This window comes from Clostridium perfringens (assembly GCF_016027375.1).
In the GTDB taxonomy this organism is placed as follows: Bacteria; Bacillota; Clostridia; order Clostridiales; family Clostridiaceae; genus Sarcina; species Sarcina perfringens.
Genome location: NZ_CP065681.1, coordinates 697,924 through 723,217 on the forward strand (window position 1 = coordinate 697,924; position 25,294 = coordinate 723,217).

Below are 25,294 nucleotides of genomic sequence, written 5' to 3' on the forward strand. Positions count from 1 at the left end.
AATAGGTCTATAATAAATTAAAAAAGGAATTGGAATAATGAGGGAGGGGAAATTCTATGGAAACCTTAAGAGAAAAAATAAATAAACAGAGAGAATATTTTAGTACAGGTGAAACTAAGGATATAAATTTTAGAATAGAAAAACTAAAGAAGTTAAGAGATGTTTTAAAAAGTGAGGAAGAGAAAGTCTTTGAAGCCTTAAAAAAAGACTTAATGAAATCTAGCTTTGAATCCTATGTTACAGAAGTGGCAATGGTATATGATGAAATAAATATGCACATTAAAAATATAAAAAAATGGAGCAAAAAAAGAAGAGTAAAAACTCCATTAGTACAATTCCCAGCAAAAAGTTTTATACAGTTAGAACCTTATGGAGTTGTTTTAATAATAGGTCCTTTTAATTATCCTTTTATGCTTACAATGGATCCTTTAATTGGAGCAATAGCAGCTGGGAACACAGCGGTTATAAAGCCTTCTGAATCAGCACCAGAGACATCTAAAATTCTTAAAGAAATATTAGAAAAAGTATTTGATGAAAAGTATGTTCTTCATATTAATCCAGAAAGAGGAAAAGAAGTTGTAGAAGAACTTTTAAAAGAAAAATTTGATTATATTTTCTTTACTGGAAGTGCTACTGTAGGAAAAATAGTAATGAAGGCAGCTTCTCAATATTTAACCCCTGTAACTTTAGAACTTGGAGGAAAAAGTCCTTGTATTATTGATAAGGATTGTAAGTTAGAATTAGCAGCTAGAAGAATAGTCTGGGGAAAATTATTGAATTCAGGACAAACCTGTGTTGCACCAGATTATTTATATGTTCATAAGGATATTGAAGAAGAATTTATAAAAAAATTAGAGGAAGAAATAAAAAATCAATTTGGAGATAATCCTTTAGAATCTGAAGATTATTCTAAAATGGTAAATGAAAGAGAATTTAATAGAGTACTTTCATATATAGATAAAGAAAAATTAGTTTTTGGAGGGAATTATAATAGAAAAACTTTTCAAATAGAACCAACTATATTAAAAAATGTAACTTGGAATGATCCTGTTATGGAAAGAGAAATTTTTGGGCCTATATTCCCAATTTTACCTTTTGAAGATTTAGATGAAGTAATAAGATTAGTAAATAGTAAGGATAAGCCTTTAGCCATATATTATTTTTCAGAGGATAAAAATAAAATTGAAAAAGTTCTTAATAGTACATCATCAGGAGGAGTAACAATAAATGATACCTTAGTTCATGTATCATCCTCATATCTACCTTTTGGTGGAGTTGGAAATAGTGGTATGGGAGAATATCATGGTAAGTATAGTTTTGACTTATTTTCCAATAAAAAGGGCGTTATGAATAGAAAAACATTCTTAGATTTAAAAATCAGGTATGCTCCTTTCCAAAATAAGTTAACAATTGTTAAAAAAATCATGAAATAAATAAAAAATGAATGAATATGAGTGGATTTGTATGGAAATGATTAAAAAAGTTATGTATAATATACTTAAAGATTGTATATGTTTTCAATGAGCGGATAAAAAGTATTTAAAATAAAGTGTTCAATTTATACTAAAAACATATAACTAAATTAGGAATACAATCTTTGAAAGTTACGTCTATGTACTAATGCCTGTTATTTATAGATGAACTTCTGACAAGCCAATAAGGGTATGATAAGCATATTTAAGATTAAGTTTTTAAGCTTTAAGGTTTGGGGGAGCCTTTTAGTACAATTACTATTGAAAATATGAGTAAATTTTATTTTAAACTTAAGAATAAGAAATTGTTCTTACATGAATTTTATAAGCTTCGACGGGGAAGAAGCTAGAATATCTTTCGACTTATGAATAGATATTAGGGTATTTATATTGAGAAATTATTTTTATTATTGAATTTTGAGAGAATTTATTAAGTATGGTCATTTAAAGGGGACGTTATGAGTTTAAATTAAAATTTATACAGTTATATTTATAATATTGGTTTGCGAAAAAAGGTCTAAGTTATACTTAGATCTTTTTTTCTTGAAATTAACCACTTTTTTTGGAATTAAGCCACATAAGAACCCTAGAAAAAAGTTTTTTTAAAATATACAATTAAGTAGAGAAAAAGTTTACAAAGGTATAGGGGGTTTTCACATGAAATATACTTTCCCAGAAAACTTTTGGTGGGGAGCTGCAACTTCAGGACCTCAGTCAGAAGGTAGGTTTAATAAAAAACATGATAATGTATTTGATCACTGGTTCGATATAAATCCAGAGTTATTTCACAATGGTATAGGACCAAATATAGCATCAAATTTTTATAATAGTTACAAAGAAGATTTAGCAATGCTAAAAGAAATTGGGTTAAATTCATTTAGAACTTCAATTCAATGGACAAGGTTAATTAAAGATTTTGAAACTGGTGAACCAGATGAAGATGGAGTGAGATTTTATAATGGTGTAATAGATGAATGTTTAGCAAATGGAATAGATATAATCATGAATTTACATCACTTTGATCTTCCTGTTGAATTATATGATAAATATGGTGGATGGGAATCAAAGCATGTTGTAGAATTATTTTCGAAATTTGCTAAGACTGCCTTTAGTTTATTTGGTGATAGGGTTAAGAAGTGGGCTACGTTTAATGAACCTATAGTTATTATTGAAGGACAGTTTTTATATAAATGGCATTATCCTTGTATAGTTGATGGAAAAAGAGGGCTTCAAGCTGCCTATAATATAGCATTAGCTTCTGCTAGAGCCATAGAAGAGTATAGAAAATTAGGACAAGATGGAGAAATAGGAATAATAGTTAACTTAACGCCAGCATATCCAAGAAGTGAGTCAAAAGAAGATTTAAGAGCTGCTGAAATTGCCAATGCTTTCTTCAATGAGTTATTCTTAGATCCAGCAACTAAAGGAGAATTTCCTAAGAACTTAGTTGAGGTTTTAGAAAAAGATGGAGTAATGTGGAATTCTACTAAGGAAGAATTACAGGTTATAAAAAATAATACTGTGGATTTCTTAGGGGTAAACTACTATCAACCAAGAAGAGTTAAAGCTAGAGAAGAGGAATATGGTGGAGAAACATGGGCTCCAGAAAAATATTTTGATAATTATGATATGCCAGGAAAGAGAATGAATCCTCATAGAGGATGGGAAATATATCCTAAGGCAATTTATGATATAGCTAAAAATGTGCAAGATAACTATGGCAACATAAAATGGTTCATTTCAGAGAATGGAATGGGTGTTGAAGGCGAAGAAAAATTCAAAAATGCTGAAGGTATAATTGAAGATGATTATAGAATTGAATTCATAATAGAGCATTTAGAATGGCTTCATAAGGCTATTGAAGAGGGTTCAAATTGTGTGGGATATCATTTATGGACTCCAATAGATTGTTGGTCATGGTTAAATTCATATAAAAATAGATATGGATTTATATCATTAGATTTAGAAACTCAAAAGAAAACTATTAAAAAATCAGGAAGATGGATAAAAGAAGTTTCTAAGAATAATGGTTTTTAAAACTTTGAATTTACTTAGCTTAGATGAGTTCTAAAATAAATTTTCTAAGTTAATATGACTACGCAAAAAGTTTTTTATTATAAAATTATAAATAAAATAAATTAATATGAATAAATGAGGAAAGGCTTTAGTTATGGTATTTTTACTTAAACTAAAGCCTTAAATTTTTTTAATACTCACATAATGGAATATTTTCACATAAAATACACTATAACAATTAACGGAGTTGAAGGCAACATGCTTTACTCATTAATTTTAGCAGGAGGAAAGGGTACTAGACTTTATCCACTTTCAAGAAGTTCAAACCCTAAACAATTTCTTAGCATACACAATAATGGGAAGAGTTTTTTAAGTAATACTGTGGATAGAATTAGACCTATAATCCATAAAGATAATATTTATGTAGTGACAAACCAGGAGTATGAAGACAAAATAAGAGATGAACTTAAAGACATAAGAGAGGAAAATATCTTTACTGAACCTGCTAATAAAGAAACTGCAACCTGTATAGGTCTTTCAGCAGCTAAGCTTTTAAAGAAAGATAAGGATGCAGTTATGATTGTATTGCCTTCAGACCATTATATAGAAGGAGATAAAAGTTATCTTCAAACTCTGGAACAAGCCGTAGAGATTGCGGATAAGAAGAGAGCTATTGTTACCATAGGAATAGAGCCAACTAGACCAGAGACAGGTTATGGCTATATAGAAATGGGCGATAGAGTCAATGGACACATTCCTACCTTCAAGATAGCAAGGTTTACAGAGAAACCTAATTTAGAAGTAGCAAAGGACTTCTTATTAAAGGGGACTTATTTATGGAATAGTGGAATGTTCATATTTAGAGCTGATGCTCTCATCACAAAAATGCGATGCAGAATTTAATTTTTTAGATTCATCTGTTTTCATTTTTATCCTCCATAGTATTTAGCTTGTAGTTAATAACTACAGGCTTTTATTTTGTTTTAAATTTTATTTTTACTGCTCCAGTATCACCATCAACAAAAACTTTATCAATTACTGATGATAATAAACTTCTTTTTTGTGGAACGTCTAAATCATCAATTAGAGTTGATAAGTTTTTTAATTTTTGTATGATATTATCACAGTTATTTATCAAAATATCTTGTTTGGCTAATTCATCATTTAATTTATTTAATGAATTTGTTAGCTCTACACTTTTACTTTTTAATTTTGTTAATTTATCAAGTAATATTTGAACAAGTTGAGGGTCTTCTGTAAGAGTAATATTATTTACTAAGTTATCTATTTGCTCTTTATTTTTAGATATTTCATTTTGAATATTTTTAGATAAAATATTTTCTGATGAAGTAGCAAAAGACTCTTTATAATCTTTTAATCTTTGAACTAGATAGCTTTTATCTAAAGACAGTTCTTTTAACTTATTAATTACTAATTTATCAACTTCTGGACCGTCAACATTTTTACTTGCACACCTTACTTTTCCTGAATTGTGTTTTAAAGTACACATATAGTAATGCTTTCTTTTTTTAGTTAGTTTATTTGGAACCCCATATGATACTCTCATAGAGCTTCCACATTGTGCACAGCGAATTATTCCACTTAGTAAAGCTTTATGACTACTACCTAAAGCAGGAGCTTTATATTTATTAATCTCAGCTATTTTTTGTACTTCTAACCAAGAATCTGAATCAATAATTCCTTCATGAGTAGATACGGCATAAATCCATTCATCTGGATTACGTATTTTTCCACTTTTACCTTTTCGTTTTTTATAAATTAATATGCCGTGTATGTCATCAGGTTCACCATATGTTTTTATTCCTTGGGACTTAAAATACTCTATTGTTTTATCATTTGCCTTAACATATACAGGATTAGAAATAATATTTTTTATGCTTGCCTTACTCCAATCTTTTCCTCGGCGAGTTTTAATGTTATTTTGAAGTAGATATTTTTCAACTTGAGAAAGGCTACCTAATTCAATATATTTATTAAATATTAATTTAACTAAATTTATTTCTTTTTCAATTGGTATTAACTCAGAGTAACTTCTATTCTTACCAGAAGAATCAGTAAAATTTTTTCTAGAGCTACTGAAACCAAATGGAAATTCACCACCTAGCCAATATCCATTTGTAGCAAGAGAGTACATGTTATCACAAACCCTTTGAGATATAGTTTCTCTTTCAAGTTGACTAAATACGGAGCAAATATACATCATGGCTTTGCCCATTGCAGCTCTAGTATCAAATTGTTCTATTACTGATATAAATGAAATTTCATTTTTTTCAAGTTCATTTATTAGATTTGAGAAATCACCAATATTACGACTAAGTCTATCAACTTTATAACATACAAGAGTATCAAATTTCTTTTGCTTGGCATCGTTCATTAATCTAACAAATCCAGGTCTTTCTGTGTTTTTACCAGAAAAGCCTTCATCTGAATAGATAAGAGTATTATTTATACCTATATTTTTAAGGTAATTAGTGCAAAGTTGAATTTGATTTTCTATAGAATCACCAGTTTCAACAACTTTTGAACGACGAGCATAAATTGCAGCAGTTTTCAACTAAATACCTCCTCATATATCAGATTTTACTTTATTAATTAAACAGTTCATTGTTTCAATATCTTTAGGAAGAATATCTTTAATTGAATCAATGGTTGCAATACTAAGCTTTTTTATAAGTAAAGATTCATCTTCAATGGAATCTTCGGCTATAAACAATTGTACTTTATCATGTTGATTAGCCATTTTTCCCCCAAAATATAGTGATATACTTTTAATATATATTCATTTAATTTGGGAAAAATAATAGTGACTATTTAAATATTATTTCTATTTCAAATGTTTCAGAAATTATTATTTTATCAATAATTTCATGTAGCAATAGCCTTAAACATCTGTTTTTAATCTTTGAATTTTCTTGGCTAAGTATATCTTCAATAGGATTTAAAGTGTTTACTACATAGTCTTTAAAACAAGCTTTACTAGGTATAGATTTTGAAAGCTTTCTATTTATTTTATTTAAATCATCGTTTAATTGAGACTTAGATAAAATAAGGCTAGTTTTAAATTCTTTAATTGAATCAAGTAACAATAAATTTTTTTCATGATAGTCAATATCAGCAATATCTTTACTCATAACATTAGTTAGTTCTAGCAATCTTGAAATTTCAGATGAGCATTTCATTAATATATCATCACAATGGTTTATATTACTTTCAATTTCATCTTTCTGAACTAATAGGTTGTTATTTTTTTCTTTTAATTTATTTAAATAGTTAGAATAAAACTCATCAAAAAATGCAGGAATACTTAATATTGATTTATAAAGATTTAGTAGTTCTTTAAAAACAATATTGTGAATTAGTGATGCTTTCATTGTAATTGTTGGAGCATTTATTTTTTTAGAAAATTTATCTTTATTATGAGAGCAAAAGTAGACTCTACCAGATGAATTTCCATGATTTTTACTAGTTAAATAATTTCCACAACTTTTACACACAAGCATTCCTTGAAGTAAAAAGGCTGTTGATAAAAATTTAGGGTTCTCATCTTGAAGCTTTCGTATGTTTAAAGATTTTTTCCACAACTTTTCATCTATTATTCTTATGTTTTCATCAAACTTAGAATAAACATATTCATCAATTGGATGTTTTCTTGGATTTCTTTTACCACCTTTTTTATTCCAAACCATAGTTCCTGTATATACTGGATTATTTAATATACTTTTAATACTATTTATTGTCCAAAGTCTATCTTTATTGTAGCTATATTCTGATTTAATAAATTGAACTATATCTTTAGGGGTGTACCCTGTTGTATATAATTCAAAAATTTTCTTAACGACTCTAGCTTCTGGAGCATATATTGAAAGTTTACTTTTTTTACGGTTAGATGGCAGAGCAATTAATTTATAACCATAGGGGGCTGGACCTCCAGCCCATATGTTATTTAATATATTATGTCTATTTCCAATAAGTACCCTTCCACCAATAATACTAGATTCAAGAGCTGCTATATTACTTAGCATATTTTCAAAAAAGTTATTAATAGATTGGTTTTCAGAATTTATCTGTTCACCAGCTTTAGAATATAATATATCGATGTTTAGTTTTTTTAAAGTATGTTTAATTAATAAGCCCTCATATATATCACGAGATAACCTATCATGAGAATAAACTATTAATTTATCAAATTTTTTATAGTTAGCATCATAAATTAATCGTCTTAATCCATCTCTTAAAAATATGCTAGGATTCATTGTATCTGAATCATTATACATATTAAGAGAATTAGATGTTATTGAAGCAGATTGAGTATCAGAATATATTTCATAGGGAACATCACTCCATCCTTGATTGTTTATATACTGTTTTATACTTTCAAGTTGATTAGCTTTAGAGTTATTGCTATCTTGCTTTTCAGTAGATACTCTAGTATATATAGCTATATTTTTAGGGAGTGAATTCATATCTGATATTGAGCTTTCCTTCAATTGGAGATTGTTCATAGTTAATATCCACCTTTATTTCTTTAATAATTTCACTAAATATAGGAATAAAAAATTCTTCATTATTCATAATATGATTAACTATCTTTTCTTTTACTTGTTTTAATAGAACACTATTATTTTCTAATTGAGGTTTAGAACTACACTTTTTATTTATTTTGTTAACTTCATCAAATAATTGATTTAAATAAGAAAGCTTAGTTCTATATTTATTACATGAACTAACATAGGATTTTATTGCAATATCCTTTTGATGTATCTTATCAACATAAGATGAATCGTTTGAAGATAGATAGTTATAAATAGCTTCATATTTATTTAAAGTTTGATATTTAATATTTTGATTTTTAATTTCAATCTTCCTAGAGAGTTTATTAATAAATTGTTCTAGTGGTGTTTGACTTATAGATAAACAATTATCTATAATTTTATCAATAATAAATTTTAATAAGTCATATTTTAGGAATGGATGACATCTAGTTCCTTTGCATGATAGATAGTTATCATCAATTAATTTTAGCTTTTTATTACATTTAGAACATATTAGGCTTCCTTTAAGCAAAAAGTTAGGAGTTCTATCAATTTTAATTAAACTTTTATAAGTTAAATAAGAATATACTGTTTTAAAAATAGATGAAGGAATTATGCCTACTAAATTGTTTGTATTAACAAAGGCTTCAGAATCCAAACGCTCTTTAAAACTAGTAATGCCAGTCTTTTCATCAGTTGAGTATGACAAACCTTTGAAGGGATGATTAGAGTCTAGTAAAATACAACCTGCATATACAGGGTTTCTTAAACAGGCACTTAAATAAGCAGAATTTTTTTTAGTAGTATTTCCTTTAGAAAATAAATAATAAAATTTAACTTCACTTATTTCTTTTTTGACAGATTTTAAATCAGTGTTTTCAATATATTTATTAATTACACCAAAAAGTTCGGCTTCTAAAGATGCATATTTAGTATTGTTTTTAAGAGGAATATCTCTTAAATTAATATTTGCTTCTATATACTCCAATGTATTTTGTAGTGAATTATAGAGTGTATTAATAGAAGCTTGGGGGTTAGAACTATCACTTCTTTTTTCTTCAATAATTAAACGGTGAAAAACAAAAAATATATATTTAATAAATGCTAATTTTATAGGCTCTTGAATAAATATAGATTTTGATTTTCTTCTGTCATTAGATTCTTGTTTTATATATCCAAATGGAGCTTTAGGAGAAGTATATGCACCGCTCTTTCTTCTAAATATTCTACCTTGACTTGCGCGTAAGCTTATTGTATCTGGCTCCATTTCTGCTATCATTACAGAAAAGTTTTGAAAGAATTCAGATTGTGGAGAATTCTCTAATAATGCTTGGTTTGTATCAGAAAACAATATTTTAATGCCTAGTTTATTAAGGATTTTTTTTGTTTCAATCCAATCATCATATCTTCTAACTAATCTATCTAGTCTGTATATAATTATTGTCTTAAATAAACCTGCTTTAGCATCTTCTAAAAGTCTAGAAAATCCTTTTCTTTCTTTAGGAGATGTGGTTTTTCCAGATATTTTATCTATATAAGTGTCATAAAGTAGTAGGTTGTTTTTATTTATAACATCTTCTCCAAGTTTAATTTGTGCATTTATAGAGTTGTTTTCATTTTTAGAAGATATTCTTGCATATATAACAGCATAATTTTGTGAATCATTTATAACTTTATTTAACATTTTTAGATTCTCCATTCTTTAAATCCTCCATAATATCATAATTCTCTATAATATATGATATTAGAAAATTATTTAACTTATTCCAGGTTGATGATTTGTCTATATATGATATTTTCACTTTAAATTTATCATTTTTTTGGATAGTCAATTTATATCACCTCTTTTTTTAAAAGTATATTTGATTTTTTATAATGGGTATTAGGTTAATAATAAGTAAAAATTTCACTGTATTTGTCATCTCAAATAGAATTCTTGACAAATTTACCTAAAGTATTCAATAAATTATATAAAAAATTCAATATTTTATATAAATTTCTTAAAATAAAAAAAGTAAGTAATTTTATATATAATTACTTACTTAATTTGAAAGTATTTTGTTGTAAAAATTTATATCATCAAGTAGCTTGTCTAGTAATAATTGAATTTTTTTAGAATCCCAATTAGGATTATTGGATATTAAATTTAATGATTTTAGTAAAGGTACAAAAGATAGAGATATATTTATGTTTTCTAAAGTTATATCTTTAATATTATCAGAAATTATATGAGAAGATGATATGTTTAAAATATCGCTGATTTTATGAAGTAATTCTAAGTTAAAGGTATCTGTCTTACCATTTTCTATGTTATTTATTAAACCTGGCGATACATTTAAGAGTTTGGCTAATTCTTGAGTAGAATAGCCTTTTTCTTTACGTTTTGACCTTATTAAATTTCCAGCATTATTTATTAATTTACTCATTAAATACACTCCCCACAACAAATATACATTTACATTATGGACAAGTATTATGAATTGTATAACTTAAAAAAGTAAATTTTCATGCATAAAAGATAATAAGCATATTTGGACCATTTCTGAGTACAAATCACGATTTTGTGATATTAGATTTTCAGTCTTAATTAGATTATGTTTATCAATAAACTTAGATATGTTAACTAGAATAAAATCCTTTATAGTTATTTGTCTTTCAGGAGAATTACTATTTAATAAAGAATTAAAAGTGTTTAATTTCATTGAAATTAAGTTTTCAACTTTTTGATTTTCTGCCTTGTTTTTATATTTATCTATATCCTTATTAAGACGGTCTATTTCAGCAAGAAAAGATTCTTTTTCATTAAGTAGGTTTTGATTTTCTAAAGAGACTTGATTAAAGTTTTCTTGAAGAACAGCTAATCGGTCTGTAAGCTCTTTGTTGATTAAATTAACTTTCTCAATATTGATAGTTTCATCAATTTCTATAGATTCAGAAGAGTTTTTAATATCAATATATTCATCGATTAATTCATCAGAAATTTCATAGGTTTCATTGAAATTTTCTTTTATCAAAGAATAAATTTCTTTGTCAGTACAATTAGTTAATTTTTTATTTAGAGAGTTATCATTTTTTATTAAAGTGATGAGTGAATCTATATTAAGCTTTTTCTTTTCTTTAAAAGTTTCAAGAGTAGTTTGTTCAAGTTTTACTTCTTCTAAGTTTTCTTTGTTGTAAATGTTTGGTGTTTTCGATTCTTTTATTGAATTAATTTCCTTTTTAATTTGCATAGAAATATTATCAGAAAGATAGAAAGGAAGTTCTATTTTGTCTCTTAATAAATAGGTTACTTCTTTAGTGCTTTTACAATTTAACAATTTATTGTATATATTAACTTCTTCATTTGAAAGAAAATTTATAATTATTATGGCTTTTAAGCAAATAGATATATAGCTTCTACAAGAATTAAAGTTATCTTCAGATAAATTTAAAGATGAAATAATATCAGATTTATTTTCTCTAATAAATTTGTTTATTTCATTTGGTTTTAAATTAATAATTTCTGAAAACTTTTTGTATTTTAAATATTTTATTACTGAATCAAGATATGGATTTTTACTCATTAAACTTTCCTTTATAATAGTAATATCTATAATATATATGTTTAGTGTTTAATAAATAGTATATAAAAACATAAATGTTTAAAATTGTTATGTCTATTAAAACAATATTTAATATTATTATGATAAAATTAATATAAGATTACAAATAAAGGAGATTAATTTATGGCAAAGCTTACACTACAAGAATTAGAATCAACACTTTGGCAATGTGCTGATATTCTTAGAGGAGAATTATCAGCTGCTGAGTACAAAGATTATATATTTGGAATGTTATTTTTAAAAAGATTAAATGATGAGTTTGATGAAGAAAGAGAAGAGAGAAGAAAAGAGTTTTTAGAAGATGGATTAGATAAAGAGGAGGTAAGAGAACTTTTAGAAGACCCTAGTATTTATGAGACTTTCTTTGTTCCAGAGCAAGCAAGATGGGAAAAACTTAGAAATTTAACTTTAAACATAGGACCAGAATTAGATAAAGCATTTAAAGCTTTAGAAGACGAACCTAAAAACTCAGAACTTGTGGGAGTTTTAAGCACAACTAACTACAATGATAAGGAAAAAGTGCCAGATAAAAAATTAGCACAACTTTTAGTTTTATTTAGTACAGTAAACTTAGCAAACTCAAACTTAGAATCAGAAGATATTCTAGGGGATGCTTATCAGTATTTAATAAAACAATTTGCAGACCAAGGTGGTAAAAAAGGGGGAGAATTCTATACTCCTACTGAAGTTGTTAAGGTTATTACAAATATTTTAAAACCACAAGAAGGGGATAGAATATATGACCCAACTTGTGGTTCAGGTGGTATGCTTATTCAAAGTATAGAGTATGTTAAAAAGCATGGTGGAAATCCTAAGAACTTAAGTTTATTTGGTCAAGAAATAAACCTTTCAACTTGGGCAATTTGTAAAATGAATATGCTATTTCATGGGGCAAAGGGAGCAGATATTCAAAAAGGTGATACTATAAGAGAACCAAAACATACAGAAGGTGGAACATTAAAGGTATTTGATAAGGTATTAGCAAACCCACCATTCTCACTTAAAAACTGGGGAGCAGAAGAAGCTTCACATGATGCTTTTCATAGATTTACTTATGGAATTCCACCAAAATCATATGGAGATTTAGCTTTTGTTGAACACATGTTAGCAAGTTTAAATATGAAAGGTAAAATGGCATCAGTAGTTCCTCATGGAGTTTTATTTAGAGGGTCAGCTGAAGGTAAGATAAGAAAAGGATTCATAGAAGATGATTTAATAGAGGCGGTAATAGGGCTTCCACAAAACTTATTCTATGGAACAGGAATACCAGCAGCTATATTAGTACTTAATAAGGCAAAATCAGAAGAAAGAAAAAATAAAATATTATTTATAGATGGAAGTAATGATTTTGTAAAAGAAGGAAACAAAAATAAATTAAGAGAAGAAGACATAGAAAAAATAATAACTGCATTTGATAAGTTTGAAGATGTAGAAAAATATGCAAATGTAATAGATTTAGAAACAATAAAAGAAAATGACTATAATTTAAACATAAGCAGATATGTAGACACAACTGAAGAAGAAGAACCAGTAGACATACAAAAAGTAATAAATGAAATAAAAGAATTAGAAAAAGAAGAAGAGAAAACAAAAGAGAAACTTAATGGATACCTAAAAGAATTAGGATTTGATGTTCTGTAAGGTGGTGAGTTGAGAAGTGAAAAAAGAAGCAAGAGAAGGATATAAAATGACTGAGTTAGGAGAGATACCTAGTGGATGGAAAGTTAATAAATTGAAAAATATATTAGAAATTTGTTATGGTAAATCTCAAAAAGAAGTAGAAACTGAGAATGGTATATATAAAATTCTAGGTACTGGTGGTGTAATAGGATATACAAATGAATATTTGTGGAATAAGCCATCTGTATTAATAGGGAGAAAAGGTACTATTGATAAACCCATGTATATAGAAGAGCCTTTTTGGACTGTAGATACTTTATTTTATACTAAAATAAATAATGAGAATAATGTAAAGTGGATATATTATTATCTAAATAATATAGATTTAAAAAAATATAATGAGGCTACAGGTGTTCCTAGTCTTAGTGTTAATAATTTAAATAACATAAAAGTAATTACTCCATCATTAAAAGAACAAGAAAAAATAGCAGAAATACTTTCAACTGTAGATAAACAAATAGATAATACAGAAAAATTAATACAAAAAAATGAAGACCTTAAAAAAGGATTAATGCAACAATTATTAACAAAAGGAATAGGACATAAGGAATTTAAAGAAACGGAAATTGGGGTAATACCCAATAATTGGAAATTATTTAAATTAGGTGATATTGTTAAGTTTGAAGGTGGAAGTCAACCACCTAAAAAATATTTTTCTAATGACTATTCTGATGGAATGGTGAGATTAATACAAATTAGAGATTATAAAACAGATAATTTTAAAATTTATGCTCCTAAGGATTTATGTAGGAAATTTTGTGATAAAAATGATGTAATGATAGGAAGGTATGGACCACCAATTTTTCAAATATTAAGAGGATTAGATGGAGCATATAATGTAGCTTTAATAAAAGCTATACCAGATGAAGAAAAGATGATAAAGGATTATTTATTTTATTTCTTAAAAAATGAAAAATTATTCAACTTAATAGATTCTTTATCACAAAGAACATCAGGACAAACGGGAATTGATATGGATGCATTAAAAAACTATTTAGTTCAATTACCAACATTACTGGAACAAAAAAGAATTGTTTCAATTTTAGAAGTGATAGATGGAAAAATTGAAAACTATAAAATAAAAAAAGAAAGTTTGGAAGAATTAAAAAAAGGATTAATGGAACAATTGTTAACAGGTAAAATAAGAGTTATTTAGATTATATGTTATTTAAAGAAGCAATTAGAATATTGCTTCTTATTTTTTTTGTGGAAATAATGTATATTATTATAATTAATTGAAATTTTATGCAATGATGTTATTATTAATATATAAACTTTATAGAGTTGGAGGGAGTAATTTGATAACAGAAAGATTGATGTTACCAAAAGGTTATAAATATATTGAAACAATTGGAAATGGCGGATTTGCTAAAGTTATAAAAGCTACTACTTTTAATGATAATGAAGTAGCTATAAAAATTCTTGATGCATCTAAGATAAAAGGGGTCAGCATAGAAAGGTTTAAAAGAGAAATTAAAATTCATAATATGTTAAATCATGAAAATATAGTTCCTATATTAGATTTTAATACTGATGAGGATGAGGATATAATTTATTATACAATGCCATTAGCTATAAGAAATTTTTCTGAGGAATTAGTAGAATATAGAAAAGATAATTTAGGTAATATGGATGATGATAATGCAGCTTATTATTTTGAAAAAATATTAGATGCTGTAGAATATGCACATAACGAAGGCGTAATACATAGAGATTTAAAACCACAAAATATATTTATATTTGAAAATGAAAGTTTAAAAATAGGAGATTTTGGACTGGGAAAGTTTATAGATAGAGATACTACAAGCTTAACAAAAACTAGAGTTAGTGTTGGAACTGAATGTTACTCAGCACCAGAGCAATATCAAGAAGCTGATGCTAAAAATGTTGATGAGAGAGCAGATATATATTCTTTAGGAAAAATATTGTATGAAATAATAACATTTAATTTACCAATAGCTATAGATAATGAAAAATTAGGAAATTCAAAATTTAAGTTATTGATTAATAAAGCAACAAAATATGACAAAGAAAAAAGATTTAGCAATATAGCTGAAATGAGAAAGATGTTTGATTTACTTAAAGTAGGAAATGTAAGTTTTAGAAGCTCAGAAAGAAACTTTACTGAACTATATAAAAAATATTTAGAAAATAAAGATGAAAATATAATAAAAGACATTATAGAAATATTATTAGAAAATCAAAATGATTATAAACTATATACAGAAAATTTCATGAAATTAGATAGTACTATTTTACAGGTTATGAATAGTAAATTTAAACCAGAATTTAATGAAATTATAGAAGCTTATATAAAGAATATAGATACCTTACATACATTTAGTTTTACAGATAAAATAGCTGAATTTTCAATTAAAATATTAGACATTATAGATGATTTTGATATATATGAAAATATTATGGATGTTTTAGTAAGGCTGGCATATAATCATAACAGATTTTATATTGGAGAAGAAATTGCAAAATATATAGGTACATTGAATGAAAATGATATTGAAAAATTATTAATAATAAATGAAGTATTGCAAAAAAATGAGGTTGAAACAAACTGGCTAAAACCTTATCTTTTAGCACATAAAGTAGAAAGTATATTATATTGTGGGATAAGTTAAGACCTGGAAAAATATTTATATCGTTTGGATTATTAATTATAGGAGAATAGAATGATTGATATTAATTTATTTCAAGACAAAAGAAGTTATATTGACAATGAAGTTATAAAATATATTAATGAAAATTTAAGAGTAATGGTAGAAGTATATAGAGATTATTTATATGATTATAACGGAAATGTGGTAATGGAAATATTAGAAGATGTTTTTCCGAGAGACTTCATAAAAAGAAATAAGACTAAGTGTATTGATATAATTGATGAATTATATGAACTTATAATTTCAAGAAGTATTAGGGATTATATAAAGCCAAAGTATGAATATGCATTATATTATATAATAATATGGTGGATTGAAACACGTGATTATGAAGAAGAATATATTCCATTAAAGCTTCCAGAAAACTTAAAAAATGAAATTATAGGTAATAAATATTATTTAAATGAAGATGGAGATAATATGATTTTAAATCAATTAAATAATATTAAAAATTATCTTGATTTTTGTTTTTGGGATTATGACTTTAGACAGGATTCATTAGATTCGATGGTAAATTTATATATAAAGTATCCTGAACTAGTTTCTGATGCTTTACATGTTGACTTAGATGAATATGTAGATTTTATGTCAGCTGATTTAAGAGAATTATATATTGAAAGAAAAAAAGAAGCGAATACTAATACTAATGTTATATCAAAATGGTCTGAAGAACTAATAATAAAGGAATTGTACAATTCTTTAAGTTTATTGAGTGAGCATATAATTGAAATTAAAGGGAAAAGTGAAGTTGAAATAAGTAATGAAATTTTTAGAATGAATAAGAGGTTATTAAAATGTAAATATGGTTTAGAGTTAGAAAGAGAAGCAGAGATAGGACATTCAAAAGAGAAGTTAGGAGAAACCGATTTATATATATATCAGAATGATGAGGATTATATTAATATTGCTATTGGGGAAAATAAGCTTTTAGAAGGATTTAGTAAAGCGTATGGACAAGTACTTGGATATTTAAATTATAATTTTAATTTTGGATTTACAATATCAATAAGCAAGAAAAAAACTATTAGAGATGCTTATGATTATATTATTAAAAATTTAATGGAAAAAGATGATGAGGAATTTAAAATTAAAAATATTATTAAATTACCATTTGGAGAAAATTATAAATATTTAATTAAGAGTATACACAGTATTCCAGAGGATAAATGTAGAACAATGAATTTATATCATTTAATTTTAGATTTGAATGATTCTGAAAGAAAAAATATTGCGCGTAAAGCAAGAAATTAAGTTTACATTATATAAGCAAATATATAATATGAATTTTATAGTGATATTTATGACTAAAATTATAGAGATATATTAATAAGATTTATAATTTTAGCATTAAAGGAGGATGAAAATGGCATACTTAGGTAATGAAGAAACTTTAGTTGAATTACCAGCTGTTGAGTATTTAGAAAAGAATTTAAAATATTCTTTTATTCATGGCAAAGATTTAACTCCTGAAAGCGGGGAGAGAGATTCTTTATCTGATGTTGTTTTGGTTGATAGATTAAGAGAGGCTTTAAGAAGGTTAAATCCATGGATAAATGAAGAAAATTTAGATAGAGCAATTAGACATATTTATAGGGCGGATAATCTAGGAAGTGGTTTGTTAGAGATAAATGAAAAGATATATGATGCATTAGTAGATTTAACTTTTACTGTTGAACAGGATTTGTTTGGGAACGGACAGAAAAAGCCACAGACAGTTCATTTTATAGATTGGGATGATGTTGATAATAATGATTTTTTAGTTGTTAGGCAGTTTGAAGTTCAAACTCTTTCTGGAAAGTCTATATTTCCTGACATAGTTATTTTTATTAATGGTATTCCAATAGTTGTTTTAGAAGCTAAATCTCCTTTTTTAGAAAAGGGAAATAATGAATGTATTGGAAAGAAACAAGCTTATGAACAGTTAAGAAGATATATGAATGCTAGAGATGAGTCTTTAGGAGAAGGAGCTCCAAAGCTATTCTATACTAATTTTTTTACTGGAATTTTAAATAGATATAATGCTTATGTTGGCACTATAAGTTCAAGTTATAATTACTATTTAGAATGGAAAGACCCATATCCATTTAAGCTTGAAGAAGTTGAAGATTATAGAAATTGTGGACAAAATATATTCTTACAAGGATTTTTAGAAAAGAAAAATCTTTTAGATTTAATGAGAAACTTCATAGTTTTTGAGGCAGAAGATGGAGTTGTAATTAAAAAGGTTTGTAGATATCAACAATTTAGAGCTGTGAACAAAGCTCTTAAAAAAATTAAAAATGGAAAAGATAAGATTTCAAGAGGAGGAGTTGTTTGGCATACTCAGGGGTCAGGTAAATCTTTAACTATGGTTTTCTTAGCTAGAAAAATTAAGAGAACACAAGGATTAACAGATTCTACAATAGTTGTAGTGACAGATAGAATTGACCTTGATAAGCAAATAGCAGGAACTTTTGAAAGAACTTTAGGTAAAATAACTACTCCTGTTAGAGCTGATAAAATTGATAAAATGAAAAAATTATTATCAAATCCTCAACCACAAATTATAATGACTACTATTCAGAAATTTCAAAGTGAAAATGAAGAAAAGGAAGTTATGCTTTATGGAGAAAAATTAACTCAAAAATATGCTGTTGAGTACCCTGTTTTAAGCACAAAACAAAATATTATTGTATTGGCTGATGAGGCTCATAGAAGTCAATATAAGGACACCGCAGCTAATATGAGAAAGGCATTACCTAATGCTGTTTTTATTGGATTTACAGGTACTCCAATAGATAAAGATGATAAATCAACACCAAGAACTTTTGGAGGATATATAGATAAATACTCTATTAAACAAGCCGTAGATGATGGTGCTACTGTTAAGATTGTTTATGAAGGTAGAAGACCAGACTTACAGGTAATAGGAGAATCTTTAGAAGAATTATTTGAGGAAGCTTTTTCAGATAGAACTGATGAAGAAAAAGAAGCTATTAAACAAAAATATGCAAATAAAAAAACTATTGTTGAATCAGAAGATAGGATTGATGAAATTGCTAAAGATTTATTAAAACACTATAAAGAACAAATACTTCCTAATGGGTTTAAAGCACAGATTGTATGTGTATCAAGAGAAGCTTGTGTAAAATATTATGATGCTTTAAATAGACATATGAAAGAAATATTAGGTGAAGGATTTGAAGCTCAAGTAATATTCTCAGGAGATAATAATGATAAACCTCACTTAAAAAAGCATTTTACTACAAAATCAGAGCAAGAAAAGTTAATAAAAAGATTTAAGAAACCTATAAATAAGGACAAGTTAACATTTTTAATAGTTAAAGATATGTTATTAACAGGATTTGATGCACCTATTGAACAGGTTATGTATCTTGATAGACCATTAAAAGAACATACTTTACTTCAAGCTATTGCAAGGGTTAATAGAACATCAACAAGAGAAGTTGAGAGACAACTTGAAAATGGAGAAATAGTAAAAGAAAATATTACAAAGCAATGTGGATATATAGTAGATTATTATGGGATTTCAAATTACTTAGAAGATGCTTTAGCTATATTTGATAAAGAAGAATTAGGTAAACCTATGGAATCTTTAGATGATTTATATAATGAAATGTTATCTTATAGAGAATCTATAATGTCTATGTTTAGAGGTGTGGATAAAAATAATTTAGATGCTCTTGTGAATAAAATTGAGCCAGAAGATAAAAGAGCTGAATTCGAATTAATGTATAGAAAATTCTCGGGGGCAGTGGAAAGTCTTTTACCATCACATGTTGATACAGAAATATTAAATGATTTGAAATGGCTATCATATATTAGAGCGGCTGCTAAAGCTAAGTTTAGTCCAAGTGAATCAATAGATATAGCTGATTGTGGAGAAAAAGTTAGAGAAATAATAGAAACTCATTTAAAATCATTAGGAGTTAGAAGTTGGATTGAACCAATAACATTATTTGAAAAAGATTTTAAAGAGAAGATAAACACTCTAAAATCAGATGAAGCTCAAGCATCTGCTATGGAACATGCAATTAAGCATACAATTAATATTAGAAGAAAAGAAAATCCAGTTTATTATGCTTCTCTATTGGAAAGACTTCAAAAGATATTAGATGAAACAAAAAATGATTGGATTGAAAGAAAAATAAGATTAAATAAGTTTATTAAGAATCATGTTGAAGATGGAGCTGCTAATGAAGCGAGTGATTTAGGGCTAGATGAGAAAGAGTTTGCGTTCTTTAAAGTAGTAAAAAAATACTTAGAAGATGGTGGCGAAGAATTCATAGCCAAAGAAGAAAAAGCTTGCTATATATCGGATGAAACAGTAGAACTTTCAAAGCAAATTGCTAAAGAAGTTAAAGAAATTGCTGAAAATGCAGGAATTGATTGGGTTACAACTCCGTATAAAACTAATAATGTTGAAAGAGAAATAAAGTTAATGCTAATTAGAAAATATGCTAAGAAAATTCCTAGAAATATTAGAGAAAAATTAATGGAACCACTTCTAAATTTAGCCAAGATACATTTTAATATAGTTTAATTATTATATAATTCTAAGCAGAATAATTAAAATCTGAGGTAGAATATGAAAAGTAAAATACAATTTGGAACAAAAGAAATAGAATTCAGAATTGAATTTAGAAATAGAAGAACTATAAGTGTTTCAGTGGAGCCACCTAAAAATATTTTAGTAGTTGCTCCTATGAATACTTCTGAAGATGAAATTAAGGAGATAGTTAAGTCAAAAGGAGCTTGGATAGTACAAAAGCTTTTTGAATTTAGACATATAGAAGAGAAGAAAGTTAAAAGAGAATTCGTTAATGGCGAATCATTCATGTACCTAGGAAGAAACTATTCATTACAAATTCATGTGGATAAAACTTTACAGAATAATTCATTTGTAAAATTATTTAGAGGAAAGTTTCATGTCTACGTAAAGGAAAAAAATGATGAAATAATAAAAAAGGCTATGGAAGAATGGTATAGAGAAAAAACTGAGGAACAAGTTGCTAAAAGAATAAAATACTATCAAAAATTTTTTAATAAGAAACCAACAGATATAAAAGTTAAAGAACAAAAGAAAAGATGGGCTAGTTGTACAAGTAAAGACGAATTACTATTTAACTGGAGATGTGTAATGGCTAAATCAACAGCTCTAGACTATATAATTGTCCATGAAATGTGCCATATGTATTATATGAACCATTCTCATGAGTTTTGGCAATTATTATCTTCAGTAATGAGTGATTATGAAGTTAGAAAAGAGTGGCTTAGAGATTATGGAATACGAATGGATATTTAATGGGAGAAACTAAATGAATGATAATGAATTCAAAGAAAAATTTGATATAAGCGATTTTAAAAAAGAAAAATTTAATAGCAAGTTTTATAATCCAGATTTATATTTTAAAAATAATGATGAAGCTATTTGGATAGAACATTCAAAAACTGGAGATAGAAAGGTGCATATAGGTGAATTATGTCAATTCATAAATGTAGTTAGTGAATTAAATAAAAATATGATTTTAATATTAGATGGAGTAGGTGAAACTGCACCAACTCCAATATTGGAAAGAGATAGACTAAGGTTTTACATGAAAGGCTTTAATACATCTTTAATGGAAAATATAAATTTTATTGGTGTCGTAAAAAATAAAGAAGATATAAATAATTTAACTTTTGATGATTTGAAAAAAAAGTGTGAGATAATTTATAAGAAAAGTTAAATTTATTAGGCAATTAAATGGATGCAGTATACTACAACCATTTAATTACCTAAATTTAAAATAAAAATATTATCTATTAAATTTAGATTTTATTGATGAAAAGATTATAAAAGCTAGTGGCATTTGCCACTAGCTTTCTACATTATTTCGCTTATTTTTCTATATTGTAATCTTGTAGGATATTTTAAGTAAGATTCGAACTTATAAATATCAACAGGACTAATATTAAGTTCTTTTGATAAATCTTTTTGAGTGTATTTGAAAGCTTTTCGTATATTTAAAATATCATTTGCGTAGTCACCTAAAACAAATAAATAATATTCATCTGCTATTAGTGTGTAAGGAATCATAAATAGCCCACAAAAGGTTTTAAAATGTTTAGGAGAAAGATACCCCTCATCTAAAGTAAATGGATAATGAACATATATAAATATATCTATATTTTCCATATATTCTTCTTCGCTAATATTATAATCAGTTACAAGTTTATAATATTTTTCTTTCATTGATTGCTTTAATTTCTCTTGATATAAGTTAAATTCTATGTTTCCAATTACTGGCTGTTGCATTGCACTTTTATTAAGAGTACTGATGTTATATTGAGAGAAATTGAAAAATATATTCCTAAGATGTATAAATGTTTAATGGAGATATATCAACACATTGGAGAAGATGATGAGGAAGAAATAATAAAAGAGCAGTATTCTTTAATTGATGGAATATCTATAGATTTTGGAGTAATGCAAAAAACAAGAAGATCCTTTGTTATAAAATGTGATTTTTCTTGGGATGATATAGGTACTTTCTCAGCTCTAAGTAGATTTTTAGGACCTAATGGAAATAATAGAACTTCAGATAATGTTTTTTTAGAGGAATGTGAGAATTGTTCCGTTTTTGGAAAGGAAAAATTAATAATAGGATTTGGAATAAAAGATCTAGTATTAGTTGATGCAGGAGATGTTATTTTGGTCATGGACAAAGGTAGGGACCAAGAGATTAAGCATCTATTAAATTCTATTAGTGGTAAGAAGGAATTTAAAGAATATCTATAAGTTTATAAACTTATGTAAAAAAAGTCCTATATCATATACTTTAGGTGTATGATATAGGACTTTTTAGTTACTTTTAATATCTATAATTTAGTTAAAAAGACATAAAATTATTTAAAATTTAAATTTAATTAAAATATAACTAATTTTAATCCTTAAAATATGTTATAAAGATATTTTTATGTTATTATAGTAATAATATAAGTTTGAACTTTACGGAGGTATTGTTTTATGAGTGATAGAATTGTAGATTTTAATGAGTTAAAAAATAAGGCAAGAGATAAAGATATAGATAAATTTGAGTCATATATTTATGATTTATATTATTCAGTAGCTCAAGGAAAAATGAGTATGATGGAGCTTTCTAGAGAGATAACTAAATATATGAATGAAAATAATATTTCTCAAGAAAAGTTTTTAAATATTCAAACAGAAATGCTTAAGAGATATGGCTTTGATATGGGTGATATTGAAGGGCAAATGAAAAACTTAGGTATAGATATGAGTAACTTAGGAATTCAAGGTGGAGATTATGAGAATTTAAGAAAAACTTTGAGTTTTCAAGAGAAGTATAAGGGAAAAGTAAAAACATCTACTGTTACTACATATTTTATTAAAAACGAAAAAAATGATATTGAGTTAATTTTAGAAAATAATAAAGTTCTTATAACTAGTCCTAAAAATATAGATCTTCAGGATAGTGAATTAAATGAGTTCTTATGTTCATACAAAAAAACTCTTTCAGATGATCTTTTAGATATAAGAATTTGTGAAAATGTAGGACAATATAATTATTAATTTGTATTTTATAAGCTAGGAATTGAAGTTTTTCATTCCTAGCTTTTTAATTTTAGGAACTTTTATATAAATCTATAATGTTTTATTAAAATTAAAATTTATTTTAAATAGAGTAAATATTAAAAGAAATCTTCTCTTAAGCATTACGATATAAAAAAGCAAAATTGGAATATAAATAATAATTATCTTTAAAATGTAATAATTTTAAGAATTAAATAGGTAAATTGGGTTAAAACTGTAGAGGAGGAAGCATTTCATACAATAAATAAACCGTTTATTAATAATTAATTAATAAATTTAAGTTGTTTTTGTAATATACTTTTAATTGATATGAAATATCATATTAATAAGAAACTTTTTTAAAGAGATTAGAGGTAATAAATTATGTTAATGAACACTCATATTCTTATTGCACAAAATATATTGAGAGATGTTGACGTAGATTTTAAAATAAGTGATAAAAACTTTATATATGGAAATGTAAAACCTGATATGGTTTCAAAATATAAATTAAAGAAGCATTATTTAGATGAATCTTTTGATATGATAGTTAATAAGATAAAAAAATTAGCATCACTTAGTATGTATGATTTTAAAAAGAAATTTTCAGTTAGTAGATTTAGTCAGGAGTTAGGAGTTATATGTCACTTTATATGTGATTTTTTCTGTATTCCTCATAGTGAAAGATGGGAATTTAAGCATAGTATGAATAAACATGTTAAATACGAAAAAGAGTTAGCTAGTTTTGCTAAAACATATACTCCATCACAGGATGATTTTAAAATATGGGGTAATATGTCTGTGAAGTTTTTCTTAGAAGAAGCTCATAAGCTATATAGAAAAAGAGAAAGTTATGAGAATGATATGCAATATGCATACTTTGCATGTAGAAGTATAGTTAAATATATAAGTGATTGCATAGCTAGAAATACAAAGGCAGTCTATTCTGAAGCTATAGCTTAATACAAATATTTCCTTTAGATGATAAAATATGTTAAAATCAATTATATATATATTGATTAAAGTAATTTTTATAATAGAAAGGAAATGAGATGGAGAGTAAGGTAAATGAACCTATATATAAGCAAATTGCTTTAGATATTGCAGGTAGAATATATAATAATGACATAAAGGTAGGACAAAAGATGCATGGTAGATCAACTTTAGCAAGTAGTTACAATGTATCACCAGAAACAGTTAGAAAAGCTGTTAAATTATTAGAAGACATGAAAGTAGTATCATCAAGCAAGGGTAGCGGAGTAACAATTATTTCAAAAGATAATGCTTATAATTTCATAAATAGGTTTCATTCAATTGAAAGTGTAACATCTTTAAAACATGATATAGAATCCTTAATGGAAGAAAAAAAGGCTATAGAAAAAAATATAGGTGAAATGATAGATAAAATAGTGGATTACTCTAACAGACTTAGATATACAAATCCTTTAACACCTATAGAAATAGAATTACCAAAGGATTGTACTCTTATAGGTAAGAGTGTTTCAGAGTCTAAGTTTTGGCAAAATACACAAGCTACTATTGTTGCCATAAGAAGAAAAGGAGAGCTTATAATATCTCCAGGACCATATTTAAAGTTTGAAAAAGATGATAATCTCCTTGTAGTTGGAGAAGAAGACATATTAAAAAAGATAGAAATGTTTTTAAATAAATAATGAAAAAAGGCTGTATCAATAAAATTTTTGGTGCGGTCTTTTTTTAGTTG

The 25,294-nt window shown here is 26.3% G+C and carries 19 protein-coding genes and 2 pseudogenes; 14 read left to right on the plus strand and 7 right to left on the minus strand.

The window, feature by feature from the left end:
* The first annotated feature begins 56 nt into the window (after positions 1-56).
* From I6G60_RS03575 to I6G60_RS03585, 3 genes and pseudogenes are all read left to right on the plus strand, one after another.
* Complete coding sequence (locus tag I6G60_RS03575) at positions 57-1,433, plus strand: aldehyde dehydrogenase (RefSeq protein WP_003475090.1); 1,377 nt, start codon at positions 57-59, stop codon at positions 1,431-1,433.
* 696 nt (positions 1,434-2,129) lie between these two features.
* Entirely contained in the window at positions 2,130-3,509 is a 1,380-nt protein-coding gene (locus I6G60_RS03580; RefSeq protein WP_003467493.1) for a glycoside hydrolase family 1 protein, read from the plus strand.
* A gap of 237 nt (positions 3,510-3,746) precedes the next feature.
* Positions 3,747-4,376 (plus strand): annotated as a pseudogene (locus tag I6G60_RS03585) (mannose-1-phosphate guanylyltransferase); the annotation flags it as partial.
* Between the two features lie 85 nt (positions 4,377-4,461).
* Here I6G60_RS03585 and I6G60_RS03590 read toward each other — a convergent pair.
* The 6 genes from I6G60_RS03590 to I6G60_RS03615 all read right to left on the minus strand — a co-directional run bounded on the left by I6G60_RS03590 (position 4,462) and on the right by I6G60_RS03615 (position 11,604).
* Positions 4,462-6,063, minus strand: a complete 1,602-nt coding sequence (locus tag I6G60_RS03590; protein ID WP_164786227.1) for a recombinase family protein — start codon at positions 6,061-6,063, stop codon at positions 4,462-4,464.
* A gap of 12 nt (positions 6,064-6,075) precedes the next feature.
* Positions 6,076-6,249 (minus strand): hypothetical protein, encoded by a 174-nt coding sequence (locus tag I6G60_RS03595; protein ID WP_011591118.1) that lies wholly within the window; start codon positions 6,247-6,249, stop codon positions 6,076-6,078.
* A gap of 67 nt (positions 6,250-6,316) precedes the next feature.
* The gene (locus tag I6G60_RS03600; protein ID WP_197925578.1) at positions 6,317-8,011 is read right to left on the minus strand and encodes a recombinase family protein; all 1,695 of its coding nucleotides are present in this window, start codon (positions 8,009-8,011) and stop codon (positions 6,317-6,319) included.
* A complete protein-coding gene (locus I6G60_RS03605; RefSeq protein WP_197925580.1) occupies positions 7,956-9,740 on the minus strand; it encodes a recombinase family protein in 1,785 nt (594 codons plus the stop codon). The genes I6G60_RS03600 and I6G60_RS03605 overlap by 56 nt, the downstream gene beginning before the upstream one ends.
* 343 nt (positions 9,741-10,083) lie before the next feature.
* Positions 10,084-10,467, minus strand: a complete 384-nt coding sequence (locus tag I6G60_RS03610) for a helix-turn-helix domain-containing protein (protein WP_197925582.1) — start codon at positions 10,465-10,467, stop codon at positions 10,084-10,086.
* A 63-nt stretch (positions 10,468-10,530) separates the two neighbouring features.
* Positions 10,531-11,604, minus strand: coding sequence for a coiled-coil domain-containing protein (locus tag I6G60_RS03615; RefSeq protein WP_197925584.1), 1,074 nt, complete (start codon positions 11,602-11,604; stop codon positions 10,531-10,533).
* A gap of 162 nt (positions 11,605-11,766) precedes the next feature.
* Between I6G60_RS03615 and I6G60_RS03620 the strand changes: the two genes are divergently transcribed.
* The 7 genes from I6G60_RS03620 (at position 11,767) to I6G60_RS03650 (ending at position 21,724) form a co-directional block, all read left to right on the plus strand.
* Positions 11,767-13,284, plus strand: coding sequence for a type I restriction-modification system subunit M (locus tag I6G60_RS03620; protein WP_197925586.1), 1,518 nt, complete (start codon positions 11,767-11,769; stop codon positions 13,282-13,284).
* 16 nt (positions 13,285-13,300) lie between these two features.
* A complete protein-coding gene (locus I6G60_RS03625; protein ID WP_197925587.1) occupies positions 13,301-14,479 on the plus strand; it encodes a restriction endonuclease subunit S in 1,179 nt (392 codons plus the stop codon).
* A gap of 142 nt (positions 14,480-14,621) precedes the next feature.
* Positions 14,622-15,956: a serine/threonine-protein kinase gene (locus I6G60_RS03630; protein WP_197925589.1), complete on the plus strand. Its 1,335-nt coding sequence runs from the start codon at positions 14,622-14,624 to the stop codon at positions 15,954-15,956.
* Between the two features lie 51 nt (positions 15,957-16,007).
* A complete protein-coding gene (locus tag I6G60_RS03635) occupies positions 16,008-17,246 on the plus strand; it encodes a hypothetical protein (protein ID WP_197925591.1) in 1,239 nt (412 codons plus the stop codon).
* A gap of 112 nt (positions 17,247-17,358) precedes the next feature.
* Positions 17,359-20,538 carry a type I restriction endonuclease subunit R gene (locus I6G60_RS03640; RefSeq protein ID WP_197925593.1) on the plus strand — a complete coding sequence of 1,060 codons (3,180 nt, stop codon included), beginning with the start codon at positions 17,359-17,361 and terminating at the stop codon, positions 20,536-20,538.
* A 45-nt stretch (positions 20,539-20,583) separates the two neighbouring features.
* Positions 20,584-21,300 carry a M48 family metallopeptidase gene (locus tag I6G60_RS03645; protein WP_197925595.1) on the plus strand — a complete coding sequence of 239 codons (717 nt, stop codon included), beginning with the start codon at positions 20,584-20,586 and terminating at the stop codon, positions 21,298-21,300.
* Positions 21,301-21,313: 13 nt separating this feature from the next.
* A complete protein-coding gene (locus I6G60_RS03650) occupies positions 21,314-21,724 on the plus strand; it encodes a hypothetical protein (protein WP_124229250.1) in 411 nt (136 codons plus the stop codon).
* 137 nt (positions 21,725-21,861) lie between these two features.
* Here the strand turns inward: I6G60_RS03650 and I6G60_RS03655 are convergent, their stop codons facing one another.
* On the minus strand, positions 21,862-22,293 hold the full coding sequence (locus tag I6G60_RS03655; RefSeq protein WP_011591106.1) for a helix-turn-helix domain-containing protein: 432 nt from the start codon (positions 22,291-22,293) through the stop codon (positions 21,862-21,864).
* A 6-nt stretch (positions 22,294-22,299) separates the two neighbouring features.
* On the opposite strand from I6G60_RS03655, the pseudogene I6G60_RS03660 reads away from it, so the two are divergent.
* From I6G60_RS03660 to I6G60_RS03675, 4 genes and pseudogenes are all read left to right on the plus strand, one after another.
* Positions 22,300-22,776 (plus strand): annotated as a pseudogene (locus tag I6G60_RS03660) (mannose-1-phosphate guanylyltransferase); the annotation flags it as partial.
* Positions 22,777-23,004: 228 nt separating this feature from the next.
* Complete coding sequence (locus I6G60_RS03665) at positions 23,005-23,571, plus strand: DUF3867 domain-containing protein (protein ID WP_003454445.1); 567 nt, start codon at positions 23,005-23,007, stop codon at positions 23,569-23,571.
* Positions 23,572-23,955: 384 nt separating this feature from the next.
* Complete coding sequence (locus I6G60_RS03670) at positions 23,956-24,534, plus strand: zinc dependent phospholipase C family protein (protein ID WP_003457835.1); 579 nt, start codon at positions 23,956-23,958, stop codon at positions 24,532-24,534.
* Positions 24,535-24,623: 89 nt separating this feature from the next.
* Entirely contained in the window at positions 24,624-25,244 is a 621-nt protein-coding gene (locus I6G60_RS03675) for a TrkA C-terminal domain-containing protein (RefSeq protein ID WP_197925596.1), read from the plus strand.
* The last annotated feature ends 50 nt before the right edge of the window (positions 25,245-25,294 follow it).